Source organism: Paenibacillus praedii, from assembly GCF_049725345.1.
Taxonomy (GTDB): domain Bacteria; phylum Bacillota; class Bacilli; order Paenibacillales; family Paenibacillaceae; genus Pristimantibacillus.
This window is the reverse complement of the sequence record NZ_JBMWAM010000004.1, coordinates 112,569-131,272: the sequence shown is the minus strand read 5'-3', so window position 1 is coordinate 131,272 and position 18,704 is coordinate 112,569. Positions and strand designations below refer to the sequence as shown.

At 49.4% G+C, this 18,704-nt stretch carries 15 protein-coding genes; all 15 read right to left on the bottom strand.

Annotation, left to right across the window (positions count from 1 at the left end; all coding sequences use genetic code 11):
- Positions 1–15 precede the first annotated feature (15 nt).
- The 15 genes from ACO9K6_RS05950 to ACO9K6_RS05880 all read right to left on the bottom strand — a co-directional run bounded on the left by ACO9K6_RS05950 (position 16) and on the right by ACO9K6_RS05880 (position 18,698).
- Positions 16–843 carry a carbohydrate ABC transporter permease gene (locus ACO9K6_RS05950; RefSeq protein WP_424766697.1) on the bottom strand — a complete coding sequence of 276 codons (828 nt, stop codon included), beginning with the start codon at positions 841–843 and terminating at the stop codon, positions 16–18.
- The gene (locus ACO9K6_RS05945) at positions 843–1,727 is read right to left on the bottom strand and encodes a carbohydrate ABC transporter permease (RefSeq protein WP_424766621.1); all 885 of its coding nucleotides are present in this window, start codon (positions 1,725–1,727) and stop codon (positions 843–845) included. Before ACO9K6_RS05945 ends, ACO9K6_RS05950 begins: the two co-directional genes overlap by 1 nt.
- Before the next feature lie 106 nt (positions 1,728–1,833).
- On the bottom strand, positions 1,834–3,132 hold the full coding sequence (locus tag ACO9K6_RS05940) for an ABC transporter substrate-binding protein (RefSeq protein WP_424766620.1): 1,299 nt from the start codon (positions 3,130–3,132) through the stop codon (positions 1,834–1,836).
- A 177-nt stretch (positions 3,133–3,309) separates the two neighbouring features.
- Positions 3,310–4,287, bottom strand: coding sequence for a LacI family DNA-binding transcriptional regulator (locus tag ACO9K6_RS05935; RefSeq protein ID WP_424766619.1), 978 nt, complete (start codon positions 4,285–4,287; stop codon positions 3,310–3,312).
- Between the two features lie 150 nt (positions 4,288–4,437).
- Entirely contained in the window at positions 4,438–5,904 is a 1,467-nt protein-coding gene (murA, locus tag ACO9K6_RS05930) for a UDP-N-acetylglucosamine 1-carboxyvinyltransferase (RefSeq protein WP_424766618.1), read from the bottom strand.
- A gap of 297 nt (positions 5,905–6,201) precedes the next feature.
- The gene (locus ACO9K6_RS05925) at positions 6,202–6,468 is read right to left on the bottom strand and encodes a DUF1146 domain-containing protein (protein WP_424766617.1); all 267 of its coding nucleotides are present in this window, start codon (positions 6,466–6,468) and stop codon (positions 6,202–6,204) included.
- Positions 6,469–6,477: 9 nt separating this feature from the next.
- Positions 6,478–9,660 (bottom strand): S8 family peptidase, encoded by a 3,183-nt coding sequence (locus tag ACO9K6_RS05920; protein ID WP_424766616.1) that lies wholly within the window; start codon positions 9,658–9,660, stop codon positions 6,478–6,480.
- A 570-nt stretch (positions 9,661–10,230) separates the two neighbouring features.
- Positions 10,231–11,784 carry an NADH-quinone oxidoreductase subunit N gene (locus ACO9K6_RS05915; RefSeq protein ID WP_424766615.1) on the bottom strand — a complete coding sequence of 518 codons (1,554 nt, stop codon included), beginning with the start codon at positions 11,782–11,784 and terminating at the stop codon, positions 10,231–10,233.
- A gap of 3 nt (positions 11,785–11,787) precedes the next feature.
- Entirely contained in the window at positions 11,788–13,419 is a 1,632-nt protein-coding gene (locus ACO9K6_RS05910; protein WP_424766614.1) for a complex I subunit 4 family protein, read from the bottom strand.
- Positions 13,416–15,287 carry an NADH-quinone oxidoreductase subunit L gene (gene nuoL / locus ACO9K6_RS05905; RefSeq protein ID WP_424766613.1) on the bottom strand — a complete coding sequence of 624 codons (1,872 nt, stop codon included), beginning with the start codon at positions 15,285–15,287 and terminating at the stop codon, positions 13,416–13,418. The genes ACO9K6_RS05910 and nuoL overlap by 4 nt, the downstream gene beginning before the upstream one ends.
- Positions 15,288–15,295: 8 nt before the next feature.
- A complete protein-coding gene (nuoK, locus tag ACO9K6_RS05900) occupies positions 15,296–15,598 on the bottom strand; it encodes an NADH-quinone oxidoreductase subunit NuoK (protein ID WP_424766612.1) in 303 nt (100 codons plus the stop codon).
- Between the two features lie 4 nt (positions 15,599–15,602).
- On the bottom strand, positions 15,603–16,118 hold the full coding sequence (locus ACO9K6_RS05895) for an NADH-quinone oxidoreductase subunit J (protein ID WP_424766611.1): 516 nt from the start codon (positions 16,116–16,118) through the stop codon (positions 15,603–15,605).
- Positions 16,119–16,568, bottom strand: a complete 450-nt coding sequence (gene nuoI / locus ACO9K6_RS05890) for an NADH-quinone oxidoreductase subunit NuoI (protein ID WP_424766610.1) — start codon at positions 16,566–16,568, stop codon at positions 16,119–16,121.
- A gap of 16 nt (positions 16,569–16,584) precedes the next feature.
- Positions 16,585–17,598, bottom strand: a complete 1,014-nt coding sequence (gene nuoH, locus ACO9K6_RS05885) for an NADH-quinone oxidoreductase subunit NuoH (protein WP_424766609.1) — start codon at positions 17,596–17,598, stop codon at positions 16,585–16,587.
- Positions 17,598–18,698 carry an NADH-quinone oxidoreductase subunit D gene (locus tag ACO9K6_RS05880; RefSeq protein ID WP_424766608.1) on the bottom strand — a complete coding sequence of 367 codons (1,101 nt, stop codon included), beginning with the start codon at positions 18,696–18,698 and terminating at the stop codon, positions 17,598–17,600. Before ACO9K6_RS05880 ends, nuoH begins: the two co-directional genes overlap by 1 nt.
- Positions 18,699–18,704 lie beyond the last annotated feature (6 nt).

The window sequence follows — 18,704 nt, the reverse complement described above, 5'->3', positions numbered from 1 at the left end:
TCCAACCTTTACCCATTATTTAATAGAGCCTTGCATAACACCTTTAATAATGTATTTCTGCGCGAACAAGTATACGATTAATACAGGTAGAATAGTCAGCATGAGCCCCGCCATCAACGGGCCGTAATCAACGGTATAAGTACCGAAGAAATAAAAGGTCGACAGCGGCAGAGTCCGCTCATCGGGTGCAATAAGCACAAGCGATGGCAATAGGAAGTCATTCCAAATCCACAATACATTCAAAATAGCAATCGTAACCGTGGTTGGCGTAAGCACCGGAAAGACGATGCGGAAAAAGGTCTGCGTTCTCGTACAGCCGTCGATAAGCGCAGCCTCCTCAAGCTCGGCTGGAATGCTCTTCACGAAGCCATGGTAGATAAACACGGCAAGCGGACTTCCGAATCCGATATACATATAAATAAGGGCCCATTTGCTGTTTAAGAAGCCGATGGATCCGTATATTTTGACGAGAGGAATCATAATGGCTTGGAACGGAATAATCATAGCAGCCACCATGATGAAAAACGTATACTGATTGAATTTTGACTCATTTCTAACAAAATAATGAGCCGTCATTGCAGCTAACAGTGAAATAAGCAGAACGCTGATCACCGTTATAATCATCGAATTCGAGAAGGCAGAGATATAGTTCATTTTGCCGAATGCATTCGTATAATTGGCCAAGCTGAAGCTCTCTGGTAATGAAAGCGGACTTGATGTTATAGCTCTGTTTTCTTTGAATGAGTTGCTCAGAAGCAGCAAAAAGGGAAAGACGAACAAAATTAAAAGAATAAAGAGGCTGAGGAACTTGGTCCAGGCCAGTGCTCCGTTTTTCTGTTCCATCACGCCTGCACCTCCATTTTCTTGCTAAAGTAAACCTGTGTAATCGTAATGATGGCCACGAGCAAGAACAGCACGAACGCTTCCGCTTGGCCTACACCGTAATCTCTTGATAGAAAAGCTTTTCCATAGACGTGCATGGACACCATCTCCGTGGTTTTGAAAGGTCCGCCCTTTGTTAAGGAAATATTCAAATCATATACCATAAAGGTTCTTTGCAGCGATAAGAAAATACAAACGATAAAGGATGGAACCATGAGCGGCAGCACCATTTTGCGCATTTTGGTCCATAGATTGGCTCCATCAATGCTCGCAGCCTCCAATATATCCTTGGGTACATTCATAAGACCAGCTACATAAATAACCATCATATAACCCGCATACTGCCACACGGTAACGATAATCATCGCCCAGAAGGCTTTGTTAGGATCAGACAGCCATGAATCGCTGAACAATGGGATATTCATTTCTTTGCCTAAGAAAACTAATACATTTGAAAAAATGAACTGCCAAACAAAGCCGAGTACAATTCCGCCAACCAGGTTGGGAATAAAGAAGCCTGCACGGAATATGCTTTGCCCCTTCAAGCCGGTTGTGAGCACATAAGCAAGAAGAAAAGCAACAATATTAATTAGTACGACCGAAATAAAAACGTATTGTAAAGTCAATAAAAAGGATTTCCAAAAAGCCGTATCCTTAAATACAGAAACATAATTCTCAAACCCAACAAGGTTGCTAGTCGTTGAAATGCCATCCCAATTCGTAAAGGTCAAATATATTCCATATAGGAAAGGAACAATCATTACGGCAAGAAAAGCAAACAAAGTAGGTCCAGTAAATAGCAGCTGCAGTCTCAGACGTTTCCACAGCCCTTTTTCCGATATCATCATTGAGCCCTCGCATTCATGCATGTTTTTTGTCAAAGGAAGCAAACAAGCGTAAACGGCTTACCCCGTTAGATGACGGGGTAAGCCAGCTTCAAACGGTTAACGATTACTTAACCGTCTTCCAATATTCTTGAATTTCTGTTGCCAGCAAGGCACGATCGGCAGCTCCAGCCAAATACTTCTGCATCGAAGCGCCTACTTTAGCCCAGTGGTCCGCCGGCAATGTGCTCATCGAATCCTGCGTTTTGCCATTTGCGATATATTCGGAAATCGATCTCGCAAGCGGATCTTGCGCTTCAAGCGTAATATTCTTGAAGGCTGGGATAATATTCGCCTTATTTACTAAGAAGTCTTGACCCTTCTCACTGTATACCATCCACTCCAGGAACTGCTTAGCTGCTGCTTGCTGCTCCGGTGTGTTCTGCTCTTTATCAAGGACAAGACGCTTTGATACCGCGGAAGAAATTTGTGTATTGCCAAAGTCATCGGCATTGTTGCTTATCGGTACAGGAAGGAAGCCATATTGTCCGTCCGCAGTATCAAAACCGCTGATTTGCGGCCAAGCCCAGTTTCCTTGGAACCAAATGCCTACCTCGCCTTTACCAAGCACCTCAGGACCTCTCTCATAAGTGCCAGAAAGCGGTGAAGCTTTATCAATGTTGAATTTCGCCATTACGTCAAAGGTGTCAATCAAGCCGTTAAACACTGTATTGCTGGAAAGATCGACTGTACCAGCCTTCAAATCGTCTACAAACTTGGAAACAGCCTCCGTATCTGCGGATTGCCCTGCGTATGCAAGCGGCAGGTAGTGAGCACCCAGCGACCAGTCCATCGGAGAAACGATGAGCGCCGATTTTCCAGAAGCTTCGATCTTTGTAAATAGCTCTTCAAGAGCTTGGGTGGTATTAATGGTTGCCGGATCGAAAGAACCGCCTACTGCTGCATCCACAACAGCCTTATTATAAATGAAGCCGTAACCTTCAATCGCAAGCGGGAATGCGTAGTTCTTGTCATCGAATGTCGTCAGCGAAGTGCTGCGGTCAACGGCATCTGCCATCCATTTCTCTTCACTTAGATCTAGAATACGATCTTTAAACTTCTCTACGTCTCCTGTATCAAGCATTGTGATCGTTGCAGGATTGCCAGATGCGTAAAGCGCGGACGCTCTCTCAAACGGTGACTGTCCTGCCGGAACCGGAATGATTTCAAGCGTGATATTCGGATTATCCTCTTTAAAAGCCTTCGCCGCTTCTTCAAGCTGCAATTGAATTTCACCTTTGGAGTTAAGCAGCGATATCTTCACTTCTGAGCTATCGCCAGATTCTTCTGAATTACCACAAGCTGTAACGACCATAACAACGATAAGAGATAAGACCAATGCCTGCATCCACTTCCAAGTTTTCATTCTATATCCCCCGATTCATAAAAGTGTTTTACGGTTTATTGATTATGTAAACCGCTTTCATATCGTATTATATAGACGGACGCATTATATGTCAATCGTTTGACATGTCATTCCTTTGACATATTTGATTAAAATAAAAAATCCCGCGCTGCGCAAGGGATTTTAGCTTGTTACTTTTTAGGTTGTTGCCCGTTCCACCAGTTTGACGGGAAGGATATTTTCTGCTGCAAACGGCTCTTCACTCATCTGTCCCATAATAAGGTCGACCGCTTTTTGAGCCATTTGAGCAATAGGCTGCTTAATCGTCGTAATGGCCGGCATCATCCATTTTGCCGCATTAATATCATCATAGCCGATAATCTTAATGTCCTCCGGAATACGTTTGCCTGCAGCTGCGCTTTCTTTGATCGCAAATGCCGCAATAATGTCGCTCGTCGCGAATATGCCGTCAATATCGGGATGCTCCTGGAACAGCTGACGCATAATTTCCTCGTATTGCATCTGATCAAACACATTCATATCGGTCTGAATAATAAGATGCTCCACATGATTCGCATTCACGATCGCTTGAAAAGCCTCTGTTCGTTTATTTGCTAGCAATTGAAGCTCTAAATTTCCACAAATATGAGCAATTTTCCTACAACCCTTATCAATCAACAGGCTGGCCGCAAGGCTTCCTCCTGCATAGTTATCGGAAGAAATGTATGGAATTTCTTTGCTGATTTGACGGTCAAACGTTACGATCGGTGAGCTCAAATGCTTGTATTCCTCAACCTGCAGCGTATGGCTGCCCATGATGATCCCATCAACGCGATTGCGCTTTAACATCTCGATGTAGTCCTTCTCTTTTACCGGATCGAGCTGGGAATTGCAAAGTAGCATTTTGAAGCCGTGCTCATAAGCATAGCTTTCAATATGATTCGTTAGCTCACTGAAAAATGGATGAGCCACATTAGGCAGGATAAGTCCAATAACATTAGATTGCTTTCTAAGTAGGGAACGAGCAATCTCATTCGGCTGATAGTTCAGCTCCTCCATCGTCTTAAACACTTTGGCTCGAGTCGCCTCACTGATATAACCCCTGTTATTTAATACACGGGAAACCGTCGTAACGGATACCTTTGCTTTTTTTGCTACATCATGAATTGTTGCCATAAGCGCCCCTTTGCGTAAAAACAGTTGTTGCATCCATTATAGCTAAATCCTTCTTACAAGCCTACTCGATAATGGATGAAAAAAAGAAGCTGTTTCAGATAAGCCTGCTGCAGCTTATTTGAAACAGCTTCTTTAGGTTGCCAAGGCCTGCTAAGCCCATGTCGGCTGTACCTTTAGCATGGAAACTTCTTTCTCACGCTTATACGCAGGAGAGGTCTCACCTTCGCCAGCTGATGCAGATATCGCGACTACTGAGACGATATCACGCGCAGGCAATGGTTCATTGCTTGCTGCAACTGTCACTGCTTTACTAGCTGCAGCTGAAATAATAGCTGCCACCTCAGCAGCATTCTCTTCTTCATTCTCTACCCGGTAAATATCCGCACCCAGCGATGCAAGCTTGCCGGTAATATCAACGTATCCACGATCCACATGATGCAGACCTGTTACTTCCGTCTCACCCTCAGCACGCAGTGCCGCGCATATAAGCGCCGCGCCCGCACGCAGATCAGTTGCACATACCTTGGCTCCCGATAACGGCAATCCGCCGCTTACAATCGCTGTACGTCCGTCAACCTTAATCTGCGCATTCATCTTCTGGAATTCTTCGACATGCATGAAGCGATTCTCAAACACCGTTTCTGTTACGACACTTGTTCCCTCAGTTACGAGCAGCAAGGCCATCATTTGCGACTGCATATCTGTCGGGAAACCCGGATGCGGCAACGTTTTGACATCAACGGATTTCAAAGTCGTGCTGGATTGTACACGAATACCGTTATCACTTTCGGTAATCTTTACGCCCATTTCCTGAAGCTTTGAAATAACCGGCGTTAGATGATCCGCGATCGCACCCTCTACAAATACGTCTCCGCCTGTAATCGCAGCGGCTATCATAAAGGTACCCGCTTCTACTCGGTCTGGAATTACATTGTGTACTGCGCCATGCATCTTGTCTACGCCCTCGATACGGATAACGCCTGTTCCTGCACCGCGAACCTTACCGCCCATCGCGTTGATATAGTTGGCTAAATCAACGATTTCAGGTTCTTTCGCAGCATTCTCGAGTATCGTCGTGCCTTCTGCTAAAGCGGCAGCCATCATGATGTTCTCAGTCGCTCCAACGCTTGCTACATCAAGATAAATCTTCGCCCCCTTGAGACGCGTCTTCGTGCTTGCTTCGATGAAGCCCTGACCAAGTGTAATTTCTGCGCCCATTGCTTCGAAGCCCTTCAAATGCTGGTCTATCGGACGAGTACCGATTGCACATCCCCCAGGCAGTGAAATTCGAACTCTGCCGATGCGAGCAAGAAGCGGTCCCATCACAAGGAAGGATGCCCGCATTTTGCGAATAAGCTCATAAGGAGCTTCATAAGTCGTTATAGCCGACGCCGATATGCGCATCGTTTCATTATTATAAGATAATTGTGCGCCTAATGAGGCTAGCACCTTCTGGATCGTCATAACGTCATCGAGGAGGGGTACGTCGTTGATGACGCTGTCTCCTTCTGTCGCTAATAATGAGGCCGCTAAAATGGGCAGTACTGCATTTTTGGCTCCGCTGACACGGACCGTACCCTTCAATCGCTGGCCTCCGCGGACGATAATTTTGGTCATCTTAGGTTCCCTCCGCGAGCTGCATTTTCTATTTCCTACTCGTAAATTTTGGAATTACACACTTTTCCCAAACTTCATCTTATCACTCATTTACATGAATCGACAAGCGTTAAATTCATGCCACATTTTGTCTGCGAATCGCTCGTCATGAAAAGACTCTTTTAGATGAAAATCGATGTTTTTCTTGGGACAAAAATGCGTTTCCAATTTAAAATTAGTTATTCACTTAACTATTCGTAAGACATCGGTATTTTCGTACCGTCATGTATTACCCATTGTTGACATATTTCGCTTTTGTTATTCGACAAAGCTCTTGAGGAGCATCGTATAGCCCCAATATTCCAAAATAAACCTGGCTAACAAATGTCCAATAATAATGGCGATAATAACCTGAAACATACGTGCTTTTGGGCTGCGGGGAAAACGAAACAATGCTTCCCATTTCACCTCTCTCAGCACCGACCAAACGAAAATAATACACAGAATTACAATTAAAATAGAGAACAATCCTGTCATACCTGTATAGGTTTGAAGGCTGTCGTAAAGCCCATAGTCAACGTCCATGAATCCTCCCTAGCTCATCACTCGATACAACAGCACGGTGAAATCGGCTCTGCTTGCTTGCTGCTTAGGTTTGTAACTATCCGCCTGCATGCCTTCAATCTGGCCGCCAAGCTTCATCGCGAACAGCATTGGCGCATACCAAGCGGTTCGAGGCACGTCGGCAAACGGATCAACGATCGGCAATTGCGGCCTTACCCCTTCGGCATTGCCAAGAATAAACGCCATTTCAGCGCGCGTGATCGGCTGTTCAGGCCTGAAGGTTCCATCAGGGAAGCCTTTGATCCAGCCCTGGTGAACGGCCCTTGCGACAGCGTCTGAGACCCAATGACCATTCGGGACATCCCTGAATCGTTTCGTTTGCACTGTATTCACCGGGAGTGGTTTGTAGGCCTTCACCACCATCGCAACCGCTTCGGCACGAGTGATGGCCCGCTTCGGCTCGAATCGGTTTTCGCCTGTTCCATTAATAATTCCCTGCTTGTTTAAAGCTGTAATCTCATTTTGCGCCCAATGATTTTTAATATCCCGGAATCCCGCGACCAGCTCCTCCGCTACTAAATTAAAGCGATAATACTGCTGATCAAATGGTGCGTCCGCTGTCAGCTTTACATAATATATGCCCGGCTGAAGCAACTGCTCCTTTGTTTGAAGCTTGCCGGTCGCATTCGTACTTGTTTGCGCCAACTGTTTCATACGTTTGTCATAGAGCTCAAGCTTCAAATTATGTTTTACGGGCACGTTGCCGATCGAAATGCTTACGATACTCGAGCTCGCTATGCGATACTGAAACCAGTCTACATCAGCAAAGCTTCCAATGACGCCAAGATACTCGGTTCCTGGATTAACCATAAAGGCTTCATACGATTTATCGTTTGGTTCATTCGGATCATCGTACTTTGGCGTGAATTCCATCTTCAGCGTATAGGTGCCGATACTCGGACTTGCTTCGGATGAGATCGCATTGTGAATACGAATATAATATTTGCCGGGTGTGATAGTTATAACTGGTGAATGCTCAGTCTCCCCCTCTTCTTCGTCGTCATACACAAGTAATGGCTGGCCCGCCCGCTGAAGGGCAAGACCCGGATCAATGCGCACCGTATTCGTGCTTAGCGTCAGGCTGAGCCTGCCGCTTTGCGTGAATGTTACGGCGAACCAATCACGGTCAGCAGTCTGGTGAAAGTTTCCCGTTATCGACTGTGAACGAGGCTGAAGCGTAAAAGCTTCATAGGATCTGTCATTGTTCTCGTAATCGTCAGCTTTCATGGTAAACGTTGACGTAAGCTTATAGGGCAGCCTGTCATCACTGCTCTGGTTAATAAGCTCAAGATGAATAAGATGCTGTCCCTTCTTCACCTCGAAATCAATGGACCTGCTTGCAAGCTTCGTGTCGACAGTACTTTGCTTGACGCCATTGGTGTATTGCGTCATACGAACGGGCGGTACAATATTTCCGCTTTCAACCAATCCCTCATAAGAAATGGTTAACGTACCGTCATAAGGAGTATCGATCCTATACCAATCATGATCGGCAGTTCCTTGAAGTTCAGCGGATATTTGCGTATGAAGCGGAAAACGCGACGCCGTTCTGTTGCTGTCGTTTGGCTCAAAGCCATCGGGCTTCAAGGTTGAGCTTACGGCTTGATCCACCCTTAGGACGCCATAGCCGGAAGCATGGTCTGCACCAGCCGCTCCAATATCCTGCGCTGTCTGACGCAGCAGCTCACGGATCTGATAAGGCTTTAATGTTCTGTAACGAGACCAAACTAACGCCGCCGCGGCTGCAGCCTGCGGTGCGGCCATTGAGGTACCTTCTTGCTTTTTATATAAACCACCAATCGAAGTTGTAAACACATTCCATGGAGCAACGATATCAAGCTCACTGCCCGGATTCGACCGGGGATTGACCGAATTGTTAGCTTTCACGCCTCCGACCGCAAGCACAGTCGGATAAGCGGCAGGGTATTTCACTGCTGCCTTCGTCCCCAAAGTCAAGCCGTCATTGCCTGCCGCAGCGATGAGCAGCACCCCCTTACTCTCCGCATACTGCACAATATCAAGCATATATGGCGAATAGCGATGCAATCCCACAGACAGCACCACGATGCTAGCGCCGCTGCGCACGGCATGCAGAATCGCTTCGCCGAGCTCTTGTTCAGTACCGTCGCCGCGATGATCAAGCGCCTTGATCGGCATAATTTTTGCTTTCCATAGTATGCCTGCTACACCTACGCCATTGTTGCCGACAGCACCGATGACTCCCGCCACGCTGGTGCCATGACCATTATCATCATCAGGAGGCGAATTGGGATTAACGAGATTGACGCCGGGCACAAGATTATCCTTCAAATCAGGATGATCAAGATCAACCCCCGTGTCCACAATGGCAATCGTAAGCTTCGACTGCTCACGGACGGTTTCCCACGCTTTCGGCACGCCGATTTGATGAAGATAGAGCTGCTTCGTCAGCTCAGGATCATTAGCCGCGTACGGAGCCGCCGCTGCAGCCGCTGCCGTGCTGGCCGCTTCCAGCTTCGCAGGCAGCTGCGCCTGCGGCGCTGTATCGCTCGCGGCGCTGCCACGCTCGCCCGCACCTGCGCCTGCTGCGTCCCTCGCAGGCGTCTGCACGCCTCCCGGCGCGGCCTCTTCCGCTACGGGAGGCAAATCAAGAATGTGCACCCCAAAATTCGGGTGCACATATTCCACGTCCGGCAAGCTCTGCAGCCGGCGCAGCCACTCCTGCGCGTCCGCTTCGCTATCTTGCGGACGCACAAGAAACACCGCCGTCTCATCCTGACGGCGGAGCACCTCCGTCCCGCGCAGCTCATGCGCGAGCGCGGGATCGCGCCATTTGAGCAGCCAGCTATGCGGCTGCTCTGCTTGGGCGCCGTTGGCGCCAGCGGCCGCGTCTGCGGCGGCCGCCTGCGCCGCAGGCGCCGCTGTGCGAGCAGGCCCTGCGGGGGCTATGCCCCCGAGGGCAACGCTCGCGAGCAGCAGCGCGGGCAGCGCGCGACGAAGAAGCGTGCGCGCCCCGCGAGACAGGCTTGCCGCGCTTGCCGGCTTGCTCAAGCGCGATATGATGTTGTCGATGAATGACGACGGCCTAATCATTCCCTGCATGAGAGCTCGGGAGGAGGCGTCAGACTTATGTCGCCGTTGCTTGCCTGCTCGTTGTCGCATTTTAATTATCATCGTATTCTGCCTTTATGTATCGTATTCATTCATTTCCTTTATGCCACTATCCCATCGGCTCAGGACTATACCACCGTAACGCCATAACATCTGCCAAGGCTCCATTTAACCGCTCCTTATTCCATAGCCTAACCTGCTGTACTTCCTAAGCCGCCCCGTTCTCTTCCTGAGCTGAGGGGATAGTGAAGCAAAGAGTCAAAAAGCAAGTTACCCGCTTCAAAACCGGAATAAGTCTTCAATAATTCGATTCCACCTGTAAAATTCTATTCCGATATACCATTTCCCTTGTTTCTCGCGCACAAAAGGACATAAGACCTATGCCACTCCTCTTCACATAAGGTTTAAATACCCAAGAAAATATGCTTTCTTTCTTATCCTAAGTATTCTCCTGTCCATTACCCATTTGAACCAAATTCTAAACATTTTTTGCAAATACCAACTCACGTGCCCTCATAGCTGCAAAAAAAGCGCTGCAAGCCTCGCTCCGACCTATTGTCGTCAACGCCATCGCGTTGCAAGAGAGCTTCACAGCACTTATTCGCACACTTCAAACTTCAAACTGGTATTCGTTCAATCGCCATAACCAAACAGCAGATCATAGTGAATCGAGAAAACGGCATCAATGACGTTCATGAGCAAGGCAGGGAATAAGCCAAGCACAAGTGTTGCTATCGCACAAAGCCAAATAACGATCCCGGTTGGTACTGGCACGTGAATCTCGCGATCGATATTGCCGCTGCGCATGAACATTTGCCGGACAACTCCAAAATAGAAATAATACGAAATGACGCTGCTGACAACCATGATCGCCACTAACCAGTAAGCCTTCGCGCTGGCCGCTCCCAGTAAAATAAACAACTTCCCGAAAAACCCGCCGGAAACCGGCAGCCCTGCAAGCGACAGAATGAAGATGACCATCGCCGCTGCCGTCCAAGGCGCCCGATAATACATGCCGGAGAAGCTCTTCAGCTCTTCATGCCCTGACGCCCCGCTAACGACCGTCAGTACCGCGAATGCTCCAATTGTCATCAGTAAATAGACGGCCAAGTAAAACACGAACTCCGAGAAGTTGCTGCTATGCACCACCGTTATCGAAATGCCAATCGGCACCAGCATGTAACCGGCATTTGCTACGCCAGAGAGCGCGAGCATACGCTTCACATTTTTTTGACCTAGCGCAGTTGTTGTACCCACGAGCATCGCCGCGGCAGAGAGCACCAGCAGAGCGAAAAACACATCCCTCGATACCACTCCCTCATCAACCCCTGCGACAATCATTACCGTATTGAACAGAATTCTAAATAGAACGGCGAGTGCCGCGCCTTTCGAAATGACCGCAAGGAAAGCGGATACTGGAGTCGGCGCCCCTTGGTACACATCAGGTGCCCACGCGTGAAAGGGCGCTGCGGCGATTTTGATTCCGAAACCTGCCAGCATGAAGAAGAAGCCCACATAGACAAGCGCTTTATAATCGGTCAGAGCACCCGGCAAGGCTTGCCCTATAACAGCTAGATCAACGGAGCCTGTCACTCCGTACAGGTACGACATCCCGAACAGCACAAACGCTGAGGAAACGCCTCCCGTCACCAGGTATTTAAAAGCTGCCTCCGCTGACTTAGACGATTTGCGCCGCATGCCGACAAGCACGTAGCTCGTAATGCTAAGCAGCTCAAGTCCGATATACAGCGTAATCAAATTACCCGAGGAAGCCATTGACATCGCGCCGATAACAGCGGGCAGCAGCAAATAAAAATATTCGCCTTTTTCGGTTATGCCGGCTTCCTCCCTCAAGGAACCCATTGCCAACAGAACGATCAGTGCCGAGCCCGTTAAAATTACGATTTTCAGCAGACTGCCAAAATCATCGATCCGATAGCTGTTAGCGAGCAATTGAATCGGCGCCGAGCCCGTTTGATGCATATCCAGCATCCGCCACAGCACGAGCGCCAGCGAAAGCAGCAGTCCCCCGAGCGACCCCCATCCGATCAGCAGCCTGCTGGAGCTTTTCGGCAAAAATAGATCAAGCAGCACAAGCATAATAAATACGGCTGCAAGAGAAAGCTCCGGAGCAAGGTAGAGCATATCCGTCCATGTCAGCGGTATAAATGAAACGCCTTGGTCCATGGTCTATCCCCCCGCCCTTGTTGCAATTAATTGTTCGAACAGGCCATTTATATTGTATTGCACAGTATCCGTCAGAACGGATGGATAACAGCCCAACAGCACAATGAAGGCCAGCAGCACGATCATCGGTATCGCTTCGATGAGCCGCGCATCCTTAAGCGCGCCATACTTTTCCGGCTGAGTCCCGAACGTGATCTTCAGCACAGCGCGCAGGACATAGACCGCCGTCAATACAATGCCTAACACGCCTGCTGCCGTCAACCAGCGCATAGATTCAAACAATCCGAGAAAGGCGAGAAACTCGCCAACGAAGCCTGATAAGCCCGGCAAGCCAAGCGATGCAAGCCCTGCCGTCAGCAGCACTCCGCTGATGAACGGCATCGACCTGGCCAAGCCGCCAAGCTCAGTCAGTTCCGTCGTTCCCGTCCGCTCGTAAATACTGCCAACAATGAGAAAGAGCAATGCGGATATGAGTCCGTGAGACACGAGCTGGAATACCGCCCCCTGAAGACCAATTTCATTAAAGGCAGCCATACCGAGCAGCACGATTCCCATATGACTAATCGAGGAATACGCAAGCACCAGCTTGAATTCCCGCTGCCGGAAGGCGAGCAGCGCTCCGTACAAAATGTTAATGACGCCAAGCACGGCCAGCACAACCGCCCAATCCTTTGCCTGCTCTGGAAAAAGCAGCACGCCGAAGCGCAGCAGACCGTATGCACCCATCTTAAGCAAGACCCCGGAATGGATCATGACTACTGAAGGCGGCGCTTCCGTGTGCACCTTCAGCATCCAGGTGTGGAACGGAAAGACCGGCAGCTTAATACCGAAAGCTACAAGCAGCATAATGAACAATACCCATTGCATGGTATCCGTCATATAGAACGGATTAATAGAGCCGAGCTGCTCAGGCACCCTATTGACCCATGCGTTCGGATCAGCCAAGTTGCGCATTATATCGGCGTAGCCGCCGCTATAGATCAGATTTACCTGCTCGCCAACTTGATCAATTCGGAATCCCGCCGTGCTAACGAGCAGAACGAATGCAAGCAGCATAATAGCAGACCCGATTCCGTTATACAGCAAAAACTGATTGGCCGCCCGCTCTCGATTGAAATAACCCCAAATGCCAATTAAAAAATACATCGCAATAAGGGTGATTTCGAAGAAAATGAAGAACAGAAATACGTCGCGGGCGAGAAAAACACCCAGCATCCCCAGCTCCAAGAGCAAGAACCATACAAAAAACGACTTCCACCGTTTTTTTACATGCACGGCGGCAAGCGCAGCCATTGCTGTCACAAGCGTCGTTAGCAGCAGCAGCGGCAGCGATAGCCCATCGATTCCAAGTGTATACTGGAAGGAAAAACTATAGCTCGATGCGCCATTCTGCAGCTCTTTGTTAAGCGGAACCTCCACCCAGCTTAACTGCTCCTCAAAGACCGCTCCGCCGTGCTGCTGATCATATTCCGTATATAACCATAAGGAAAGCGCAAGCGGAACCAGCGTAATCATGACAGCGGCCGTCTTCAGCCAGCTGCTCCGATGCTTCGGCAGCAGCAAAATAACAAGAATCCCAAGCAGTGGAGATAACAAAATAAACGATAATATCGGAGTGTCGTTCAGGATGCTCATGGCCAGAACCTCCTTCCGACAATGGCTGCAACAATGACAACGAGCCCAATCACAGCTGCAAGGCTGTATGTCTGCACCTGTCCGTTCTGCAGCCTTGCGGCCACTCTGCCGGCAGATGCCATCGACACCCCAGCCAACCGAACGATACCGCCAATGAAGTAGGTATCCAGAACAATCATAAGCTCACCTGCCAGCTTAATCGGCTTCACAATAACAGCTGCGTAAAGCTCATCCAGGTAATAGCCCCGCTCCAGCAGCTTGCTTAACCAAGGTGAACGTTCCGCAGTAGATTCCCTAGTGGTGCTCCGCTTGCCATAAATGAGCCAGCCGATATAAATCCCGAGAAAGCCTACAGCAATCGAAGCGATAATCGCAACTCCGCTGCTATGCGCAGCCTCGGCTTCTCCGCTCAGCCACGAGCCAAACCAACCATTCCACGGCGTCTCGACGAAGCCAGACGTTACCGCGAGCACAGCAAGCGCGATCAGCGGCACGGTCATTGATGCCGATGACTCCTTCGCGTTAATAACTGCCTTGCTCGGCTTGCCCATAAAGACGAGAAAAAACAATCTCGACATATACAGCGCCGTACAGAAAGCAGCCGCCAAGCCGACAACGAACAATAACGGATTCGTATCCAGCGCCACTGTCAGGATGAGATCCTTCGACCAAAAGCCTGACAGCGGGGGAATCCCGGACAAGGCCAATGCCCCTATGGCAAAAGTCCACGCCGTCACGCGCATCTTCGAGCCAAGTCCGCCCAATTCGTTAATGTTCTGTGTATGTGCCGCGTGTATAATGCTGCCGGCGCCAAGGAACAGCAGCGCCTTGAAGAAGGCATGCGTGAACAAATGAAATATGCCGCCCGTCAAAGAGCCAAGCCCCAGCGCCATCATCATATAGCCAAGCTGGCTTACCGTAGAGTAAGCTAAAATTCTTTTGATGTCGTTTTGTGCGAGCGCAATTGTCGCCGCGAAAATAGCGGTAAATCCGCCAACATACGCGATCGTTTCCATCGCAGCAGCAGAATCCTGAAAAATATCATATGTCCGCGCAATTAGGAACACGCCAGCCGCAACCATCGTAGCTGCATGAATAAGCGCGCTTATCGGGGTCGGGCCCTCCATGGCGTCCGGCAACCAGACATGCAGCGGAAATTGACCCGATTTCCCTATTGCTCCAAGGAATATGAGCAGCGCGATTAAGGTGGTAATTCCGTTCGTTATAGCACCGGATTGACCATCAAACACACTCTGTATCGTCGTGAAATCTAGCGCATGATCCGGCATATACCAGAAAAGCAGCAGAATGCCAAGCAGCAGGCCGGCATCGCCGATGCGCGTCACGATGAACGCTTTTTTGGCAGCAGCCTTGGCTTTAGGCAGAGTATACCAGAATCCGATCAGCAGGAATGAGCAAACCCCTACCAGCTCCCAAAAAATATAAAGCGAGAGCAGATTATCGGATAACACCAGTCCGAGCATCGAGAAGGTAAATAACGATACATAGCCGTAAAACACGGTAATCCGCTCGTCTTTCTTCATATAACCGGCAGAATAGACGTTAACCAGGAAGCTGACCAGCGTCACCACGACCAGCATCAAGGCCGTCAAATTCGTTACTTCGAATCCTATTCGAAGCGTATATTCTCCGATTTCAATCCAATTAAACGCATAATTGTAGTCCACCGCATTCATGTCAAGACGGCTAATAACAATGAGCAGAGACAGTATAAAAGCCGTCAGCGAGCCTATGGCTCCAATCCATACGCCAGCCCTGCGAAAGCTGCGGCCGAGCGCGGTCAAAACGAGGAACGCCGCCAGCGGGAACAGCGGAATCAGCCAAGCCGCTTTCGAGTACATTTCCATATGCCGCGCTACCTCCTCATTTTGTCTAATTCATCGACATTAACCGTTCCGCGCATACGGAATAACGCAATGAGTAACGCTACCCCAATCGCAGCTTCGGCAGCAGCGACTGTAATCGTAAAAATAGAAAAAATTTGTCCAGTCAGCGACGGGACAACGCCATACTTCGAGAACGCAATCAAATTCAAATTGACCGCATTTAGCATCAGCTCGAGCGAGAGCAGCACGACAATCGCATTTCGTTTCACTAATGCGCCATAAAGCCCGATACAGAACAATATCGCCGCCATTGTTAAATAGGAGGGAAGCATCCGATCAATCCGCCTCCTTCTTCGCCAACACGATCGCCCCGATAAAAGCAACGGTCAGCAGCACCGACAGCAGCTCGAACGGCAGTACATAGCCGGTATACAACAGCTCGCCGATTGCCATCGTATTGTCTTCGCCCGCCTGAAAGGACTTCGGCTCCGGGAACGTCGTCGTGCGAATCGCATAAAATAATAGACCAAACACGCTTAATGCGGCCACCAGCGCCAGTGCCTCATGCAGCGGCTTCGCCTTCTCCCTCTCGCCGGGCTGATGATTCGTCATCATAATGCCGAAGATCATAAGAATCGAAACCGCCCCTGCATAAATAAGCACCTGGACGAAGGCTACGAATTCCGCTTCCAGCAGAACGAACATCCCGGCGAGGCCAAGAAACACGGCCGCCATTGAAATAACCATATGAACGACCTTCTCCAGGCTAACCATCAGCACGGCTCCGCAAATCATAATCGCCGATATAATAAAGAAAGCGACAAACTCGCCTGTAAAATCAATATTGAACAACTATTTGCCGCCTCCTTTGGCCGGCGCGCCGATGTTGTTATTGTCCTCCCGTACGAGCGTGTTATTATTCGTCAGCCATTCTACATCCTTAAATAAATCATCGCGGCTAAACGTCGACAGCTCAAAGTGATTCGTCATCACAATCGCCTCAGTCGGACAAACCTCAGTGCACAGGTCGCACAAAATGCATATTTCAAAATTAATATCAAACGTGTCGATAACCTTCCCCTTTTTGTCCGGATCCGGGTTCGGCTTGCCTGTCAGCGTGATGCAATCGGTCGGACAAATACGCGCGCATTGGTTGCAGACGATACACAAATCTGGAATGAAATGCTGAATGCCGCGGAATCGATCCGGCATGTTAAATGGCACGTCAGGGTAAGAAGTTGTCACTTTAGGCTCCGTCATCGATTTGAGTGTTACGCCTAATCCTTTAATCAATCCGTTCATGTTGCTCGCCCCTTTGCTATCTTTTGATAAACAGCTCCAAATAGGCAGCGGTCAGAAACACGTTCAGCAGCGCAACCGGCAGCAGCACCTTCCAGCCAAGCCCCATTAACTGATCAACGCGTACGCGCGGGAAGGTCGCCCGAATCCAAAAGAGGAAAAACACGATAAACGCAAACTTAAGCAGAAACCAAATGATTCCCGGAACAAAATCGAGAAACGGTGCCGGCGCATGCCAGCCTCCCAGGAACAGTACTGTCGTAAGCGCAGCAATCGCATACACATACACGTATTCTGTAAGCATGAAGAACGCGAATCGAAACCCGCTGTACTCGACATGATAGCCCGCAACAAGCTCCGACTCCGCCTCCGGCAAATCGAATGGCGTACGGTTGAGCTCTGAGACCGCCGCAATGATAAAGACGACGAACCCGATAATTTGGGGAAGGAAGTTCCAATTCCAAAACCAGCCCCCATCCTGCGCCGCCACAATATCGCGCAGATTCAGGCTGCCGCTGAGCATCACTACACCGACCACCGATATAACGAGCGGCACCTCATAGCTGATCATTTGCGCCGCCGAGCGCATACCGCCGAGCAAGGCGTATTTGTTATTCGAAGCCCATCCTCCAAGCACAATCGCAAGCGTCGAAATGCCTGACAACGCCACATAATAGAGCAACCCGACATTCAAATCGGCGAAATAAAGATTTTGCGTATAAGGAAGCACCGCCAGCACGGAGAAGGCAGGGATGTACGCAAGCACCGGAGCAAGAATGAACAGCATCCTATCCGCCTTGCGCGGAATCGTATCTTCCTTAAGAAGCAATTTTAATATATCTGCAACCGTTTGGAACAGTCCCAGCGGCCCTACCCGATTAGGACCGATACGCAACTGCATCCAGCCAATAACCTTGCGTTCGAAATAAATTGCGTAAGTCACGAAGCCAAGCACGATGAATAGAAAGACGACCGCCCACAAAAACAGTACAAGCGCATTGCCCCATGTGAGCGGTTCACTCAGCCATGGCATCAGCAATCGACCTCCCCGACGACAATATCGATGCCGCCCAGAATCGTAATGAGATTCGTCATCGTTTCACCGACCAGCAGCTTCGGCAAGATTTGCAAATTCACGAAGGATGGCCTGCGGAACTTCAGCCGATACGGCTCAGCCTTTCCTTTCGAGACGATGTGGCAGCCGATTTCGCCGCGCGGTGACTCAATACGAACATAAACCTCGCCTGCCGGCGGCCTGATCACCCTCGGCACCTTGCCCATTGTTTCGCCGTTATTCGGAAACTGCTGGACTGCCTGCTTCAGAATGCGCAGGCTTTGCCTGATTTCCTCGAGCCGAATCCGGTAACGATCATAGCAATCGCCCTTTTGTCCGAGCGGCACGTCGAATTCAAATTGGCTGTATAAGCTGTACGGCTCCGCTTTGCGGAGGTCCCAATCGACACCTGTGCAGCGAAGATTTGCGCCTGACAAGCCGTAATCGATCGCGGTCGCCGCATCGTATTGACCGACTCCTCTGATCCGGGCAAGAAAAATTTCATTGCCGCTGACCAGTCTGTCGTACTCCTCCAGCTTCTTCTCCATATACGGAATAAAGTCGCTCACCTTATCCATCCAGCCTGGTGGAGCATCCCATTTGACGCCTCCAACACGCATATAGTTATAAGTCAATCTCGCGCCGCACAGCTCATTAAACAAATCGATAATCATTTCCCTGTCGCGGAACGCATACAGGAACGGGCTCATCGCCCCAATATCGAGCAAATACGTTCCCCACCATACCAAATGACTTGCTACGCGCTGCAGCTCCATCACAATCAGCCGGAGAAATTCAGCGCGCTGCGGCACCTCAAGCCCCATCATGGTCTCAACCGCATGAACAAGCACATAGTTGTTCGTCATGGCCGAAACATAATCCATCCGATCCGTATAAGGAATAATTTGCGTGAAATTCAAGTTTTCCGCGATCTTCTCAGTGCCTCTATGCAAATACCCCATGACCGGCGTCGCCTCGGTAATGACTTCTCCATCAAGCTTAACGACGATACGGAATACACCATGCGTGCTGGGATGCTGAGGACCAACGTTTAAGAGTAGCTCTTCTGTACGGATCAAGGGCTG